This is a genomic window from Pseudoduganella sp. RAF19 (assembly GCF_052114165.1).
GTDB lineage: Bacteria > Pseudomonadota > Gammaproteobacteria > Burkholderiales > Burkholderiaceae_D > Rugamonas.
The window spans coordinates 605,446-619,589 of the sequence record NZ_JBFREF010000001.1; the positions used below are offsets into that span (position 1 = coordinate 605,446).

Genomic DNA, 14,144 nt, shown 5'->3' on the forward strand with positions numbered 1-14,144 from the left:
CTCCATTCAATTTAAGATCCACAAACACTGATCGCGCAGGCGTTGCACAGCGCGTGTATCAGGGCGCATAGCCGCCAGTCCCGCCAGCGCTGGTAAGCTATCCCGAACAGCAAGCCGGGCGAGAACACCAGCGCTGCCGCTATCAGACCCGACCCCATATGCAGGGCACTGAAGGCGGCAGCGCTTCCGAACAGCGCCGGGAGGGGAGAAAAGCGCCGCAGAAGCCAGTCGTGCAAACCCGCACGCACAATCCATTCTTCTAGCAGGGGCGCCACGAGGAGGAGACGCACCAGGCCGGCCGGGTCCGGAAAAAGTAGGGCGGGGCCGCAGAAGAGGGTTGGGGCAAGCACTAGCTGAGCAATCTGTCAATGTTGTAACGGTCAATACCCGTCCGTGAAAAAATGGTTCAAAATTGAATGGAGAAATATTTTTTCGTTTCCGATGAACCTTTTTTCCTCAGCCGCGTATTCACGGCACCAGAGGAGAATTTGCATGCGGATTGGCGGGAGGGGTGTCGTGTCGGACGAGCTGGATGAGGGAGCGTTACTGCGGCGCATAGGCGGCGGGGACCGGCTCGCCTTCCAGGCCCTGTACCGCGCCTATTTTTCACGGCTGGCGCGGTTTTTGGACCGGATGACGCGTAATGTGCCGCTGATTGAGGAGGTCATCAACGACACCATGCTGGTGGTGTGGCAGAAGGCGAATACCTTCGATGGCAGCTGCAAGCTGTCCACCTGGATCTTCGGCATCGCCTACCGTCAGGCCCTGAAGGCGCTGCGCGGGCTGGATGAGCCGCTGGAGCCGCAGGAGGAAACCGTGGGCGAAGCGGGCACTGAGCCGGAACACGCCCTGGCTGCGCGCCAGCTGCAGAAAGGCGTCAGCCGCGCCCTGGATGCGCTGCCGATGGAGCAGCGCGTGGTCGTCAGCCTGACGTATTACCACGGCATGGCGTATCAGGAGATCGCCGACACCATGGGATGTCCGGTGAACACCGTGAAGACGCGCATGTTCCACGCAAAGCAAAGGCTGAAGGACATGCTGTCCGATCATATGGAAGAGATGCAATGAATACCCAACCCACAAAGACCGACACCGACCACCAGGCGCTGCAGGATCTGCTGCCCTGGTACGCCTCCGGTGCGCTGAACGAGGTGGAAGCGGGCCGCGTGCAGGATCACCTGCGCGGCTGCGCCGCCTGCCGCGAAGACCTGGCCTGGCAGCGCAAGCTGCTGGAAACCGAAGGTCCGCTGCCTGCCGGTCTGGACCCGGAACGCGCGCTGGCGCGGCTGATGCCGCAGCTGGACGAAGCGCCGGCTCCGATGCAGCCGCGGTCCGCCGTGCTGGCCGGCCTGGGCGCCCGCGTGCGCGCCTGGCTGGACGAAGCGCGCTGGCAGCGCTGGGCGCTGGCCGCGCAATTCGCCGTGATCGCCGTGCTGGCGGTGAAACTGCTGCCGGCGGATGAAGCCCCGGCTTATCAAGCGCTGGGTCACGGCCCGGCGTCCACGCCCGACGTGCTGGTGGTCTTCAGGGCCGATGCGCGGGTGCAGGACGTGCAGCGCATCCTGCAAGCCAACGGCGCCCAGATCATCGGCGGCCCGACGGTCACCGGCGCCTATATGCTGGATGTGGATGCCGACCATCAGAAGCAATTGCTGTCCGCATTGCGCGCCAACCCATCGGTGGAGCTGGCGGAATCGATGACGGCAGGGAGCCAGCCGTGAAACGCATCCTGGCATTCGCCTTATTCCTGCTTGCCGGCAGCGCCCTGGCGCAGCCGGGGCAGGACTTGCCGCAGGCGGGGCCTTTCGTCCCGCCCAAGGCGGAAGCGGCGGTGCCGGACACGGTCGAAATCCTGGTCATGCTGCATCTCCCGGCGCCGCACTTCCGCGCCGACAGCTACGGCAGCGCCAATTACCGTGAGGACGCCGGCCGGGCCGCCCGTCAGCGCATCGCCAGCGCCGTGGCGCAGGAATACAAGCTCGAATTGCTGGAAGACTGGGCCATGCCGGCGCTGAACGTGGACTGCTACCGTATGCGCCTGCCCGCCGGTAAAACCGCGGCGCCGGTGCTGGATGCGCTGTCGCGCGACGGCCGCGTGGAGTGGGCGCAGGAGATCCAGGGCTTCGTGGCGCAGGCCGGCAGCGATCCGCTGTACCGCGTGCAGCCCGCCGCCGGCCCCTGGCAGCTGGATGAAGTGCGCAAGGCGGCCACCGGCCGCAAGGTGACGGTGGCGGTGGTGGACAGCGGCATCGAGAGCAATCATCCCGACCTGCTCGGGCAGGTGTCGGTGGAAGAGAACTTTGTCGATGGCCAGAACTATGTGGCGGAGCTGCATGGCACCGCAGTGGCGGGCGTGATCGCAGCGCGCGCCGGCAATGGCGTCGGCATCGAAGGCGTGGCGCCGGATGCGCGCCTGATGGCCTTGCGCGCCTGCTGGCAGGCCGGCAGCGCGACCCGCTGCAACAGCTTCACCCTGGCCAAAGCCATGAATTTTGCCTTGTCGAACGGGGCGCAGATCATTAATCTCAGTCTGTCCGGCCCGCAGGACAGGCTGCTGCAGCAGCTGGTGGAAGTGGCCCAGGCGCGCGGCATCCGCGTGGTGGGTGCGGTCGACCCGGCCCGGCCCGACGGCGGCTTCCCGGCCAATACGCCGGGTGTGTTTGCCGTGGCCTCGGATGGCGCTCCGCCGCGCAATGGCATGCACGCCTTGCTGGCGCCGGGCCGCGATGTGCCGACCACCATGCCGGGTGGACGCTGGGGCGTAGTGTCCGGGACATCCTATGCCGCCGCCCACGTGTCCGGCATGCTGGCCCTGATTGGCGAGCTGAAGCCGGAGCTCGCGTCTGCCAAGCTGCGTGAAGGGATCGTCCTGAACGAAGGCAATGCACCGTTGACGGGAATAGATCTTTGCGCCACCATCATGCGCATTACAGGAAAATGTTCATGCGCATGCCAACCCAGCTCCACCAGCCGCTTCGCACGCTCGCCCTGAGCATCCTGCCCTGGCTGCTGGCGTCTGAAGCGCATGCGCAGTTAAGTGGCAGTGCCGGTATTCTTTCCAACTACATGTACCGCGGTGTCTCGCTCAGCGACGGCAGGGCCGCGGCGCGGCTGGCGCTGAATTACGATGGCGCGTCCGGCTGGTATGCGGGCGGGCAGGTGGTGACGGGCCAGCTGGCGATCGAATCGCATCGCAGCGCGCAATGGATAGGCTATGCGGGCTATGCGCATCGCATGGAGTCCGGCCTGTCGTGGGAGACGGGCGTGACGGCCTACGCCTTTCCCAGCAATTCCAGCTGGAGCTTTCGCGAGTTTTTTGTCGGCTTGTCCGGTGAAACGGTGAGCGCGCGGCTGCACTATGCGCCGAATTATCTGGGCTTCGGCGAGCGCACACTGTATGGCGAAGTGAATGGCGGCTGGTCGCTGGCGCCGCGCTTGCAGATGTTCTGGCATGGCGGCTATCTGTATTCCCACGACAGTTCCGAAATCAGCCGTCCCGAAGCGCGCATTGGGCTGGCGACTTCGCACCGGGGCTGGCAGGCGCAAGTCTCGCTGGACGTGGCGCGTCTGCGCAGCGGCGTGAGCACCGATATCTACGGCGTCACCACGCGCGAGCGCGAATGGCACCACGAAGTCGTGCTGTCGGTGGCACGCGCTTTCTGACTTATTTGCCGGCGCGGGCGGCGATGGCGCGGTTCAGGCGGTCCATCGTTTCGGCCGGTACGTCGCGGCTGCAGACCACATGGCGTTTCAGGCCGGGCGGCATGTCCGGATAATCCAGCAGGACCAGCGATTGCAGCGAGTTTTCCTTGTTGCGCAGATAGTTCCAGTCTTCGCGATCCACGAAGATGTAGGAGGCACGGCCTACCGCCAGCATGCGCAGCATGGCGCTGGTTTCCACCGTGCGGCGCATGATGTGATTGGCGCTGCTGGCGATCATTCCGTCCAGTTCCATGCCGTATGAAACGCCGTCGACCATCCCCAGCGTCAGCGTAGGGTCGGCCAGCAGGGCCTTCAGATTATCGTGGCTGCGCACGCGGTCCAGAGCCGACGGATGCACCAGCACGCCCTGTGGCTGGTCGGTGTGAATTGGCAGGCTGTATTGCGCAATGGCTTCGCGTTCGGGAATGCGATACCAGCTGATCGAGCAGTAATTGCTGACGCCATACTTCAAATTGGTCCAGATCCGCTTCTGCGGTTCGTTGACGAATCTGGCCGGAATGCCGGCACTGGCAAATATCTGGCGAGCCCGATCCAGCAGAAAGCCTTTAGCGACACCGTTCTCGGTGTAATAGTAGGGCGGCTTATCACGCCAGGCGACAGTCACCGGCTCCGCGCCGGATGCCATGGCTGCCCCGCTCAGGCCTAACAGGAAAGCGAGGATTTTCCGTTTCATTGCGTATTCCGTAATACTCCTGAAGTGATTATAGATGATAGTATGGAGCAACCTGAAAGGAGTTGTACCATGCAGAGCCGTCCCTTTGTCACGCCCACCCTGCACGACGATCCTGCGTCGGCGCTAGCGCAGGTGAAGGCGATCTACAATGAGAGCATTATCTACCTGAGGGAATCGCTGCAGCGCTTTGTTGAAGGCGAAACGCCGGCTGAACGGGTCCGTGCGTGTTATCCGTATGTGCGGGTGCAGACCGATACCGTGGCGCGCGCCGATTCGCGCTTATCCTTCGGCTTCGTGGCCGGTCCCGGCGTGTTCGAAACCACGCTGACGCGGCCCGACCTGTTCGAGCGCTACTACCATGAACAGTTCCGCCTGCTGTTGAAGAACCACGGCCAGCAGCAGATGAAAATCGAAGTGGGCCTGAGCGCCCAGCCCATCCCGATCCACTTTTCCTTTGCCGAGAACGACCACATCGAAGGCAATATGAGTGCCGAGCGCCGCATGCTGATGCGCGATGTATTCGATCTGCCGAATCTGGCCGCGATGGATGACGGTATCGCCAACGGCACTTTTGAAGCGGCACCTGGCGAGCCGGAGCCGCTGTCCCTGTTCACCGCACCGCGCGTGGATTATTCGCTGCAGCGCCTGCGCCATTATTCCGGGACCTCGCCGGAGCACTTCCAGAAATTCGTGCTGTTCACGAACTACCAGTTTTATATCGACGAATTCGTGCGCCTGGGCCATGAGCTGATGGCCAAGCCGGGTGACGACGGCTATATCGCTTTCATCGAACCGGGCAATATCGTGTCGCGCCGTGCGGGCCAGCCTGCGCAGCCGATGGACGCTTTTGGCGCCGTGCCGCCACGCCTGCCGCAGATGCCGGCCTATCACCTGATCCGCGCCGACGGCAGCGGCATCACCATGGTCAATATCGGCGTCGGTCCGGCCAATGCGAAGACGGCTACCGACCATATCGCGGTACTGCGTCCGCACGCCTGGCTGATGCTGGGCCACTGTGCCGGCCTGCGCAACACCCAGCAGCTGGGTGATTATGTGCTGGCGCACGGCTATGTGCGCGAAGACCACGTGCTGGATGAGGATTTGCCACTGTGGGTGCCGATTCCGGCCCTGGCCGAAGTGCAGGTAGCGATCGAAAGCGCCGTGGCCGAGGTCACGCAGCTGGAAGGCCATGAGCTGAAGCGCGTGCTGCGTACCGGCACAGTGGCGAGCACCGACAACCGCAACTGGGAGCTGCTGCCACAGCGTACGCCGGAGCGCCGTTTCAGCCAAAGCCGCGCCGTGGCGCTGGACATGGAGAGCGCCACCATTGCCGCAAACGGCTTCCGTTTCCGCGTCCCTTACGGCACGCTGCTGTGCGTGAGCGACAAGCCGATGCACGGCGAAATCAAGCTGCCAGGCATGGCCAACCAGTTCTATCGCGACCGGGTAGACCAGCACCTGCGCATCGGCATCCGCGCCCTGGAACGTCTGCGTTCACAAGGCTCGGACAAGCTGCACAGCCGCAAGCTGCGCAGCTTCATGGAGGTCGCCTTCCAGTAATCAGTCTTTCTTCATCAGTTCCTTGAAGCGGTCGACGGCCTCGCCGGGGCGCAGGTCGTCGAGTTCAAACATCTGGCGGACTTCGACTTCGCATTCCAGGTCCTTGCCGAAGGGGGCGGGGAACTGGCGCGTCCACTCGATGGCGGTTTCGCGGTCGGGGACGTCGATGATGGTGTAGCCCGCGATCAGCTCCTTGGTTTCAGAGTAGGGACCATCGATCACCATCGGCTTGCCGCCCTTGTATTTGACGCGCCAACCCAGCTTGCTGGGGCGCAGGCCGTTGGCGTCCACCAGGAAGCCGGCGGCAGCCAGGCGCTCGTGGTAGTCGGTCATTTCGGTGACGATTTTCTCGTCCGGCAGGTCGTCCGATTCGGAAATGTGGTTAGCACGGACCATGATCATGAAGCGCATTTGAAAACTCCTCGGTTGGTTGATGTAATCCTACGACGTGCCGGCGCGGCGGGAATCGACAATCCGCACCGCATAAAGTCCGCAAATATCGACGGCCGCATGGGCGCTGATGGCGGCAATCAGTCCCACATACTGGAACATCAGGCCGAGGGCGACGCTCATGGCGAGCACGCCGCCCGCCTGCATCCAGCTGACTTTATCGCGCAGCCTGAATTCATAGGCGCGGGTGTGCAGCAGCACGAAAAGCAGGGAAGTGAGCCAGATGCCCAGCAGCGGCTGAAGTCCACCGCGGAATAGCAGTTCTTCACCGATGCCGGCGGCAAGCGAGATCCAGATGGGATTGAGCCCGCTCAGATCGAGACGGGAGTAGCTGTCCGCCGTGCGGCGGGCCAGCTGGCGGTGAGACTGGAAGATAGCGCTGTAGAGAGAGCCGCCGCCCACGACGAGCCCGGCCAGGGCACCTGCCGCCAGTTGCAGCGGCCAGGCTAGGCCCACGGCCAGCGCCTGCGGCAGTGCTGCGTGCTGCGCAAAACGCATCAGCAGCAGGCCAACGGCCGACATCAGCGCGCAGACCAGCCATTGTGAACGCGGGCCGTACCTTGCTTCCAATTGACGCTCCGGGCGATTGCAATAAACGCAATATCCCGGATTCTCCGGCACAGCGCAAGCCGTGCCGAAGTGCCAACATTAACGCTTCACAAAGTCGTCGTAGCGAATCTTGCCGAGGCGCGCTTTGGCAGTGGCGGCAAGGACCAGGCAGCTGTCGTCGAGTTCCGTGCCGAAGTACAGGGCTTTCGGATCGGTGACGATGGCGCGCGTTTCGCCGATGGCGGCCAGGGCGCGGCCCACGATCACGGAGAGCTGGAATTTTTCAGGTCCGGCCACATCCAGCGTGCCGTTGAGCGGTGCGGCCAGGGCGGCGTCGGCCACTGCTTCTGCCACATCGTCCGACGCGATCGGCTGGATCAGGGCCGGCGACAGGCGGATCGCATCGCCGACCACCGAGCCTTGCCCGATACCGGCCATGAATTCCATGAACTGGGTGGCGCGCACGATGGTGTAAGGAACGCGGCCATCCTTGATGATGTTCTCCTGCGAGACCTTGGCGCGCATATAGCCGCTGTTCGGCATGCGCTCGGCGTTCACGATGGACAGCGCCACGTGGTGCTTCACGCCCGCTTTCGCTTCGCTGGCCAGCAGATTGCGGCTGGACTGGCTGAAGAAGGCCATCACGTCATCATCCGCCCAGGAAGGCGAATTGGCCACGTCGACCACCACATCGGCGCCGGCCAGCGCTGCGTCCAGGCCTTCGCCGGTAACGGCATTTACGCCGCCTTTGGGCGAGGCGGCCAGCGCCTCATGACCTTTGGCGCTCAGGATCGCGCACACTTTGCTGCCTATCAGGCCGGTGCCACCGATAACTACGATCTTCATGTCTGTGCTCCTTTATTCCAGGCCGGATTTATCCAGGCCGAAGGTCTTGTCGAAGGAACCCGGCACCAGGGTGAAAGCCACGTTGGCGCGGTTCCAGGCGTTGATCGACATGACCACGAAGGTCAGGTCGGACAATTCTTTTTCCGAGAACTGGCCGCGCACACGCTCATACACGTCGTTTGGTACGCCATGTTCAGGGATGCGGGTCAGGATTTCAGTCCAGGCCAGGGCGGCACGCTCGCGCTGTTCGAACAGCGGGGATTCGCGCCAGTTCACCAGGTGATGCAGGCGCAGTTCGCGCTCGCCGTGCATGCGGGCCTGTTTGATGTGCATGTCCAGGCAGAAGGCGCAGCCGTTCATCTGGGAAGCACGGATTTCCACCAAATGGCGGATTGACTGTTCAATGGCGCAGGACTCCAGGGCGCTACCGAAATCGATCATCTTCTTGACGAGTTCGGGCGATTGCTGGAAGTAGTTGATACGCGTGCTCATGGTCTATCCTTTCTATGGAGAAGTCATATTTGACAGCTTCATCTTAGGCGCGCGAGAATCCCCTGACATGACGAATACCCCTGAATTCCTGCCATCCTCCCGCCTCGTACTTTTTGTCGCGTACGAGGAGGTCGGCCTGTTCGATCTGACGGGGCCACAGACCGTGTTCTGGGCCGCGGACAAGCGCATGCGCGCACGCGGACTGCCAGGCTATGTGCTGCACACGGTCAGCCTTGAAGGCGGCGTGATGCGCTCGGCGGAGGGCATGGCCATCGTGTCCGATCCGCTCAGCGCCTTTGATCCTGCGATGGTCGACACCATTGTGATTCCCGGCTCACCCCATATGCCGCGCATCCAGTCGCTGAATAAGCCGCTGTCGGAGTGGCTGAGCGGCGCGTCGTCGCAGGTGCGCCGTACGGCCTCGGTGTGCAGCGGTACTTTCCTGCTGGCGCAGGCGGGTCTGCTCAACGGCAAGCGCGCCGCCACCCATTGGGCCATGTGCGATTTATTGCGGGAGCGCTTCCCATCGGTGGAGGTGGACAACGATGCGATCTACATACGCCAGCAATCCGTCTGGACTTCGGCCGGTGTGAGTGCCGGCGTCGATCTCGCGCTGGCGCTGGTGGAAGACGATTGCGGACACGCGGTGGCCATGCAGGTGGCGCGCGAGCTGGTGGTGTTCCTGAAGCGCCCCGGCGGCCAGGCACAGTTCAGCGAGCTGCTGCAAACCCAGTCGGAGGAGGGCGACATCTTCGAACGCTTGCACCTGTGGATCATGGATAACCTTGCGCTGGAGCCGCTGTCGGTGGACGTGATGGCGGAGCAGGTGAATATGAGCCCGCGTAACTTCGCCCGCGTCTACAAGCAGAAGACTGGGCGCACGCCTGCCAAGGGCGTGGAAGTGCTGCGGCTGGAGGCCGCGCGCCGCATGCTGGAAGCTTCGCCGCGCAAAGTGGACCAGATCGCGCGCCTGTGCGGTTTCGGCAATGAGGAGCGCCTGCGCTCCGCCTTCCAGCGCACCCTTGGGGTGGCGCCGCGCGACTACCGCAAGCGTTTTGCCATGAGGTCTGACACAGCCGTATAATTCCCTTCAGTGCTGCACCCCTTTGGAGGATGCATGGAACTGGATTGCCTGCCGCGCCGCGCCGCCTGGGCGCCGCTTGCCGCCACGCTGGCGGCTTTGCTTGTGGCTTGCGGTGGTGGAGGTGGCGGCTCGCCCGCGCCGGCGCCGCCAACGACACCTTCCACACCGCCCGTTGCCGACGGCACGCTGGCCGACAGTGTGGTCTATTCCAGCGCGGCGACCGGCTCTCTGGCATCTGCGCAGGAGCGCGCGGCGACGCTGAAGGCGCAGCTCACCCTGAACGGCGTTGGCATCAACTATACGGCCACCACCGGCCATCTGACCACGGTCGATGCACGCACCGGCCAACCGGCCGCGTCCTTCTTCTACATTGCCTACACGGCGGATAATCAGTCGGCGGCCACGCGTCCGGTCACCTTCATGTACAACGGCGGCCCCGGTTCATCGACCCTGTGGCTGCACCTCGGTTCCTTCGGCCCGCGCCGCATCGTGACCAACCAGCCGACGCTGTTCGTGCCGAATCCCGTGCAGCTGGTGGACAACGCCGAAAGCCTGCTCGATACCACCGATCTGGTGTTCGTCGACGCTATCGGCACCGGCTTCTCGCAAGCCATTGCACCCAACAAGAACCAGGATTTCTGGAGCGTGGATGCCGACGCGGCCAGCTTCCGCGATTTCGTGCTGCGCTATGTCGCCGCCAATAATCGCCAGACTTCGCCCAAGTTCCTGTTCGGCGAATCGTATGGCGCGCCGCGCACGGCGGTGCTGGCCAACCTGCTGGAAAGCGCAGGCACTAAGCTGAACGGGATCGTGCTGCTGTCGTCCATCCTGGATTACAACGCCAACTGCGGCGTGTTCGATCCGAACCAGGTCAGCTGCGAGGGCTATGTGCCGACGTATGCGGCCATTGGCGCTTACCACCACACCGCCAATCCGCTGCCCGCGGATTTGAACAGCTACCTGCAACAGGCGCGTGATTTCGCGTCCGGCGCTTACCGCACCGCGATGACGCCATGGATTGCAAGCCGCACGCAGCCGCCGGCCGCCGTCACGTCCCAGCTGAACGCGTTCACGGGCATTTCAGCGCTGGTGTGGCAGCAGAATTTCGATATGCAGCCGAATACCTTCCAGACCGTGGTGCCGGGGCAGCTGACAGGACGTTACGATGCGCGCGTGCTGGCGCCGGCAGGCAGCGCGCTGGCAGCAGGCGGCGATCCGTCACTGGCGGTGGTGAACGATGCCTTCGTCAACACGACCATCAGCTGTATCGCCGGCACGCTGCATTACACGGCCGGTTCGGGTTATGTGACCTTTAACGACATCGTCAACCGCTGGAACTTCAGCCACGAAGGCAAGAACGTGCCGGATACGGTGCCCGATCTGGCGGCGGCGATGACCCTGAATCCGTCGCTGAAGGTGATGTCGCTCAACGGCTACTACGACCTCGCCACGCCGTTCTATCAAACCGAGCGCGATCTGGCACGGCTGGGCACCAATTCGAATATTACGGTACGCTTTTACCAGAGCGGCCACATGGCCTATCTGGACGATACGGCGCGGCGCGCCATCAAATCGGATTTGGCAGCGTTCTACGCGTCCGCACATTGAAGGAGAAGGAATGAAACGATTGCTGATATTGGCTGCGCTGGCCATATCCACTGTCTGCGCTGCGCAGCAGGAGCCTTATGTGCCGAAGGACCAGCGCATTCCTTCGCGCGAACCGGCTGCTTCTGGCGATGAGTTGCGCGCGCAAGTCCAGCAGAAGCTGCGCAAGCGCTTCGATGAAGCGGATGCGGACCATAGTGGCACGCTGACGAAACAGGAAGCGGAAAAGGCGGGCCTCGGTTATGTGGCTTCGCACTTTGCGGAAATCGATACCGCCAATCGCGGCGAGGTGAAATTCGAGGAAGTGCAGGCCTGGCTGCGCAAGCGCGCCATGGCGGCGCACAAGAAGTCTTAGATCAGGCCTTCGAACACGATCTTCCAGTTGCCGCCTTCACGCGACCAGTATTGGCGCTTGCGGAAGGTGCTCTTGTTCTTGCCAATCAGCGTCTCCATGGTGAAGGTGGAGACGATCATGTCGTCCTGGCCGGGGTAGCGGAACAGGGTGACATCGCTCAGCTTCACGCCCAGATTCACCACATCCACCAGGGCGCGCATCTCTTTTTCGTACCAGGTGTTCAGGTCTTCGCCGTTGGCTGAACGGAACTTGCTGGAGTAGTTTTTCAGCACGCGTGTGCGGTCCATGCTGGCGATGTCGGTGCGCCAGCTATCCATCAGGCGGGTCGCGGTGTCGCGCTCGGAATCCCATTTGGCCTTGCTGACGAATTCCAGTTTTTCGGCGATGACGACCGGCGTCTTGCCGATATCGACTGTACCTTCAAGCTTTTTGAGGTCGGCGTTGGTCAGCACCACGCAGCCATCGGAGGCAAGAGGAGGGCGGCTGTAGCTGTCGGATGGCGTCCCGTGCAGGAAGATGCCGCCGCCACTGCGGCCTTGCACGCGGTCCCACTCGTTCGGGTAGTTGATGTGCAGGGCGCTGGCGCCGTAGAAGTCCGGCAGCTTGCGACCCGACACGCGGCCGTTGATGTAGTACACGCCGATCGGCGTTTTCTGGTCGCCTTCCTTCAGCTTGTGAATGCCCAGTTTGCCCTGCGTGATGTAGTAGTCCGTGATGAACTTCAGCTGGTTGTTCTGGTTCTGGTAGACGTAGAGGCGCGACTGCGTGGTGTCCACCACCAGCACGTGGCGCTGGTCGCTGCGCAGCTGCAGGACGGGGCGCGGGGCCATGTCCGCTGCGGGGCGGGCGGTGATCGATTGCAGGCGCACGCGCGCTTCGTCGCGCAGGTCTTTCAGCTTGTCCGGCGGGGCGCTGGATGCGATGCCGGCGCCCAGCGTAGTGACGGGCTGGGTATGCATCAGCAGCAGGTCGCCGCGGATCAGGTGGCCGATGCGGAAATTGGGGTAGGCGGCGACCAGTGCGTCTGCCTTGGCCTGGGCTTCATTGAGCTGGCTGGCGCGCAGGTCTTTGTAGATATCGATCAGCAGCAGTTCGGGGTCCTGCCTGGCGGGCGTGCCGCCGCCGGGATGAATGGACTTGGCGATTGCCAGCGGCGCCAGCAGAGTGCACGCGGCCACGGCCAGTGTTGCGGCCTTGGTGCGCTTGCTGTTTGCTGGTGCGTGCTTCATCAGCCCCCCGATTGTTCCTGCTTGATTACCCACTTGCTGCCTTGCTTTTCCATGACCAGTGTCTTGCGGCTGTTGGCCTTCAGACGGTCGGACACATAGATCTGGCGGAATTTTACCGTCGCCATGTTGCCGTTCACCGTGATCTGTGGCGCTTCCACCGTGACCTTGATGTGTTCCTTACCTTCGATCCGCGCGACGCGGTCGGCTTCCCAGGCCTTGCGGTTCTGGCCGCGCGGGGTCTGGAAGTTGCTGCCGTAAGAGGACAGATAGCCTCTCATGTCCTGCGCGCTCCAGGCTTTCGCCCAGCTGTCGACGGCTTTTGCAACATTGTCATGCTCGCCAGAGTCAACCTTCACCGGCTCGGCCTTCGCCAATTGTACTGCCGGGGCTGACGCTGCGGCTGCGGGCTTGGCTGGAACTGACGCAGCAGCGGCGGGCTTGGCGGGAACTGAAGCAGCGGCGGCCGCCGCGACAGCCTGCTTACCCGCGGCGGCGGCTGGCGCTGGCGTCGGTATTGGCGTTGGGACGGATGCTGCTGGCGTCCGCGATGGTGCTGGCGCTGCGGAGGCTTGCAAAATCGGCTTGCTTGCCGTGGCGGCTGGCGCCGTCGCAGGCGCGCGCGATGCCGCAGCGGTGGCTGGCGCGGGCGCTGGTGCGGCGGAGGCGAATTGCGTCGGCGCTGGCCGCGGGGCAGCGGCGATGCTCGCTGCCGGCGGCGGCGCCACGTGCGTGACGACCGGAGTGACGGCAGGCGCAGCAGCGGACGCGAGCTGCGTCGTGGCCGGACGCTGGGCGGCGGCGATGACAGGTGCGGGCGTCGCCAGCGGAGGCGCGGCGTGTGCCGCGGCGGGGCCGGCGGCCGGCGCTGGTGCGTAGGTGGCCGCAGCTGTAGGAGCCGCGGCGATTTGTGGTGCGGTGGTGGCCTGCGCGGCGCCGGCCGGCGTCAGTGCAGGACCCTTCACGCCCAGCGAGCGCACCATGGACAACTTGGACTTCGGCGCCGGCTGCTGATTGGTATCGAGAATCTGCATCGCCTTGTCATAAGACTGCGACGCCAGCTTCGCATACACATCCCCCAAATTCTCGTGCGCCGTCGCATAAGTCGGATTGGTGCGAATCGCGCGTTCCAGGGCCACACGCGCCTTGTCGTACTGTCCCTGGCCCGCATACAGCACGGCCAGGTTATTGTACGGCTCCGGCAATTCCGGATAGTCCTCCGTCAACTTCTGGAAGATGGCGATGGCCTCATTCGCCTTTCCCTGCTCGGAAAAGATCATTCCCTTGATAAATCTCAGCTGTGCATCCTTGGGGTGTTGCGCGAGGGCCACATCCACTTTCGCTAACGCGGCCGGCAACTGGCCGCTGCGGACCAATTTGTTGATATCGGCCACATCGTCCGCCCGCGCGGATGCGCAGCACAGCAGTGCCGCCAAGCCCGCAATTCGGGCTGCGCGCGAGGAGAAAATCAGAGGGTGCATCTAGTTATTTTTCCAAGAGGAAAGAAAGCCCAATTCTATCAAAACCGCTGCTATTCACTAAGCCAAAGCCTTTCTCCACATTAAGGTGCTTAAAGTTTGA

General features: G+C 63.3%; 16 protein-coding genes. 8 read left to right on the forward strand and 8 right to left on the reverse strand.

Annotated elements, in window-relative coordinates; genetic code table 11:
• Positions 1 to 11: 11 nt before the first annotated feature.
• Positions 12 to 350 carry a JDVT-CTERM system glutamic-type intramembrane protease MrtJ gene (gene mrtJ / locus AB4Z19_RS02910; protein ID WP_442025613.1) on the reverse strand — a complete coding sequence of 113 codons (339 nt, stop codon included), beginning with the start codon at positions 348 to 350 and terminating at the stop codon, positions 12 to 14.
• A 142-nt stretch (positions 351 to 492) separates the two neighbouring features.
• On the opposite strand from mrtJ, the gene AB4Z19_RS02915 reads away from it, so the two are divergent.
• From AB4Z19_RS02915 to AB4Z19_RS02930, 4 genes are read left to right on the forward strand one after another with little or no spacing between them, the layout of a single operon-like run.
• Positions 493 to 1,068 carry an RNA polymerase sigma factor gene (locus AB4Z19_RS02915; RefSeq protein ID WP_442025614.1) on the forward strand — a complete coding sequence of 192 codons (576 nt, stop codon included), beginning with the start codon at positions 493 to 495 and terminating at the stop codon, positions 1,066 to 1,068.
• Complete coding sequence (locus AB4Z19_RS02920; protein WP_442034207.1) at positions 1,065 to 1,721, forward strand: zf-HC2 domain-containing protein; 657 nt, start codon at positions 1,065 to 1,067, stop codon at positions 1,719 to 1,721. Before AB4Z19_RS02915 ends, AB4Z19_RS02920 begins: the two co-directional genes overlap by 4 nt.
• Positions 1,718 to 2,992, forward strand: coding sequence for a S8 family peptidase (locus tag AB4Z19_RS02925; protein ID WP_442025616.1), 1,275 nt, complete (start codon positions 1,718 to 1,720; stop codon positions 2,990 to 2,992). Before AB4Z19_RS02920 ends, AB4Z19_RS02925 begins: the two co-directional genes overlap by 4 nt.
• Entirely contained in the window at positions 2,944 to 3,663 is a 720-nt protein-coding gene (locus tag AB4Z19_RS02930; protein WP_442025617.1) for a TorF family putative porin, read from the forward strand. The genes AB4Z19_RS02925 and AB4Z19_RS02930 overlap by 49 nt, the downstream gene beginning before the upstream one ends.
• Position 3,664: 1 nt before the next feature.
• On the opposite strand, the gene AB4Z19_RS02935 is transcribed toward AB4Z19_RS02930, so the two are convergent.
• Complete coding sequence (locus AB4Z19_RS02935) at positions 3,665 to 4,396, reverse strand: substrate-binding periplasmic protein (protein WP_442034209.1); 732 nt, start codon at positions 4,394 to 4,396, stop codon at positions 3,665 to 3,667.
• 69 nt (positions 4,397 to 4,465) lie between these two features.
• Here AB4Z19_RS02935 and AB4Z19_RS02940 point away from each other — a divergent pair, with 69 nt between their 5' ends.
• Positions 4,466 to 5,956 (forward strand): AMP nucleosidase, encoded by a 1,491-nt coding sequence (locus AB4Z19_RS02940; RefSeq protein ID WP_442028390.1) that lies wholly within the window; start codon positions 4,466 to 4,468, stop codon positions 5,954 to 5,956.
• On the opposite strand, the gene AB4Z19_RS02945 is transcribed toward AB4Z19_RS02940, so the two are convergent.
• The 4 genes from AB4Z19_RS02945 to AB4Z19_RS02960 all read right to left on the reverse strand — a co-directional run bounded on the left by AB4Z19_RS02945 (position 5,957) and on the right by AB4Z19_RS02960 (position 8,293).
• Positions 5,957 to 6,367, reverse strand: coding sequence for a YciI family protein (locus tag AB4Z19_RS02945; RefSeq protein ID WP_442028389.1), 411 nt, complete (start codon positions 6,365 to 6,367; stop codon positions 5,957 to 5,959).
• Positions 6,368 to 6,397: 30 nt separating this feature from the next.
• On the reverse strand, positions 6,398 to 6,976 hold the full coding sequence (locus AB4Z19_RS02950) for a CPBP family intramembrane glutamic endopeptidase (RefSeq protein ID WP_442028387.1): 579 nt from the start codon (positions 6,974 to 6,976) through the stop codon (positions 6,398 to 6,400).
• A 78-nt stretch (positions 6,977 to 7,054) separates the two neighbouring features.
• Entirely contained in the window at positions 7,055 to 7,801 is a 747-nt protein-coding gene (locus AB4Z19_RS02955; RefSeq protein WP_442028386.1) for an SDR family oxidoreductase, read from the reverse strand.
• 12 nt (positions 7,802 to 7,813) lie between these two features.
• On the reverse strand, positions 7,814 to 8,293 hold the full coding sequence (locus AB4Z19_RS02960) for a carboxymuconolactone decarboxylase family protein (protein ID WP_442028385.1): 480 nt from the start codon (positions 8,291 to 8,293) through the stop codon (positions 7,814 to 7,816).
• A 67-nt stretch (positions 8,294 to 8,360) separates the two neighbouring features.
• Between AB4Z19_RS02960 and AB4Z19_RS02965 the strand changes: the two genes are divergently transcribed.
• Genes AB4Z19_RS02965 through AB4Z19_RS02975 form a run of 3 tightly spaced genes read left to right on the forward strand, consistent with a single transcriptional unit; the run spans position 8,361 to position 11,337 of the window.
• Positions 8,361 to 9,377 (forward strand): GlxA family transcriptional regulator, encoded by a 1,017-nt coding sequence (locus AB4Z19_RS02965; protein ID WP_442027037.1) that lies wholly within the window; start codon positions 8,361 to 8,363, stop codon positions 9,375 to 9,377.
• A 48-nt stretch (positions 9,378 to 9,425) separates the two neighbouring features.
• Positions 9,426 to 10,985 carry a S10 family peptidase gene (locus AB4Z19_RS02970; protein WP_442027039.1) on the forward strand — a complete coding sequence of 520 codons (1,560 nt, stop codon included), beginning with the start codon at positions 9,426 to 9,428 and terminating at the stop codon, positions 10,983 to 10,985.
• Positions 10,986 to 10,995: 10 nt separating this feature from the next.
• Positions 10,996 to 11,337 (forward strand): EF-hand domain-containing protein, encoded by a 342-nt coding sequence (locus tag AB4Z19_RS02975; protein ID WP_442027035.1) that lies wholly within the window; start codon positions 10,996 to 10,998, stop codon positions 11,335 to 11,337.
• Here AB4Z19_RS02975 and AB4Z19_RS02980 read toward each other — a convergent pair.
• Complete coding sequence (locus AB4Z19_RS02980; RefSeq protein ID WP_442027033.1) at positions 11,334 to 12,566, reverse strand: L,D-transpeptidase family protein; 1,233 nt, start codon at positions 12,564 to 12,566, stop codon at positions 11,334 to 11,336. The two genes, AB4Z19_RS02975 and AB4Z19_RS02980, sit on opposite strands and share 4 nt — an antisense overlap.
• Positions 12,566 to 14,044: a tetratricopeptide repeat protein gene (locus tag AB4Z19_RS02985; protein WP_442034211.1), complete on the reverse strand. Its 1,479-nt coding sequence runs from the start codon at positions 14,042 to 14,044 to the stop codon at positions 12,566 to 12,568. The genes AB4Z19_RS02980 and AB4Z19_RS02985 overlap by 1 nt, the downstream gene beginning before the upstream one ends.
• Positions 14,045 to 14,144 lie beyond the last annotated feature (100 nt).

What these genes read in the sequence shown, in the direction of transcription:
- AB4Z19_RS02915 (WP_442025614.1), top strand. Translation starts at nt 493, where the DNA reads ATGCGGATTGGCGGGAGGGGTGTCGTGTCGGACGAGCTGGATGAGGGA.
- AB4Z19_RS02920 (WP_442034207.1), top strand. Translation starts at nt 1,065, where the DNA reads ATGAATACCCAACCCACAAAGACCGACACCGACCACCAGGCGCTGCAG.
- AB4Z19_RS02930 (WP_442025617.1), top strand. Translation starts at nt 2,944, where the DNA reads ATGCGCATGCCAACCCAGCTCCACCAGCCGCTTCGCACGCTCGCCCTG.
- AB4Z19_RS02935 (WP_442034209.1), bottom strand. Translation starts at nt 4,396, where the DNA reads ATGAAACGGAAAATCCTCGCTTTCCTGTTAGGCCTGAGCGGGGCAGCC.
- AB4Z19_RS02940 (WP_442028390.1), top strand. Translation starts at nt 4,466, where the DNA reads ATGCAGAGCCGTCCCTTTGTCACGCCCACCCTGCACGACGATCCTGCG.
- AB4Z19_RS02945 (WP_442028389.1), bottom strand. Translation starts at nt 6,367, where the DNA reads ATGCGCTTCATGATCATGGTCCGTGCTAACCACATTTCCGAATCGGAC.
- AB4Z19_RS02955 (WP_442028386.1), bottom strand. Translation starts at nt 7,801, where the DNA reads ATGAAGATCGTAGTTATCGGTGGCACCGGCCTGATAGGCAGCAAAGTG.
- AB4Z19_RS02960 (WP_442028385.1), bottom strand. Translation starts at nt 8,293, where the DNA reads ATGAGCACGCGTATCAACTACTTCCAGCAATCGCCCGAACTCGTCAAG.
- AB4Z19_RS02965 (WP_442027037.1), top strand. Translation starts at nt 8,361, where the DNA reads ATGACGAATACCCCTGAATTCCTGCCATCCTCCCGCCTCGTACTTTTT.
- AB4Z19_RS02975 (WP_442027035.1), top strand. Translation starts at nt 10,996, where the DNA reads ATGAAACGATTGCTGATATTGGCTGCGCTGGCCATATCCACTGTCTGC.
- AB4Z19_RS02980 (WP_442027033.1), bottom strand. Translation starts at nt 12,566, where the DNA reads ATGAAGCACGCACCAGCAAACAGCAAGCGCACCAAGGCCGCAACACTG.
- AB4Z19_RS02985 (WP_442034211.1), bottom strand. Translation starts at nt 14,044, where the DNA reads ATGCACCCTCTGATTTTCTCCTCGCGCGCAGCCCGAATTGCGGGCTTG.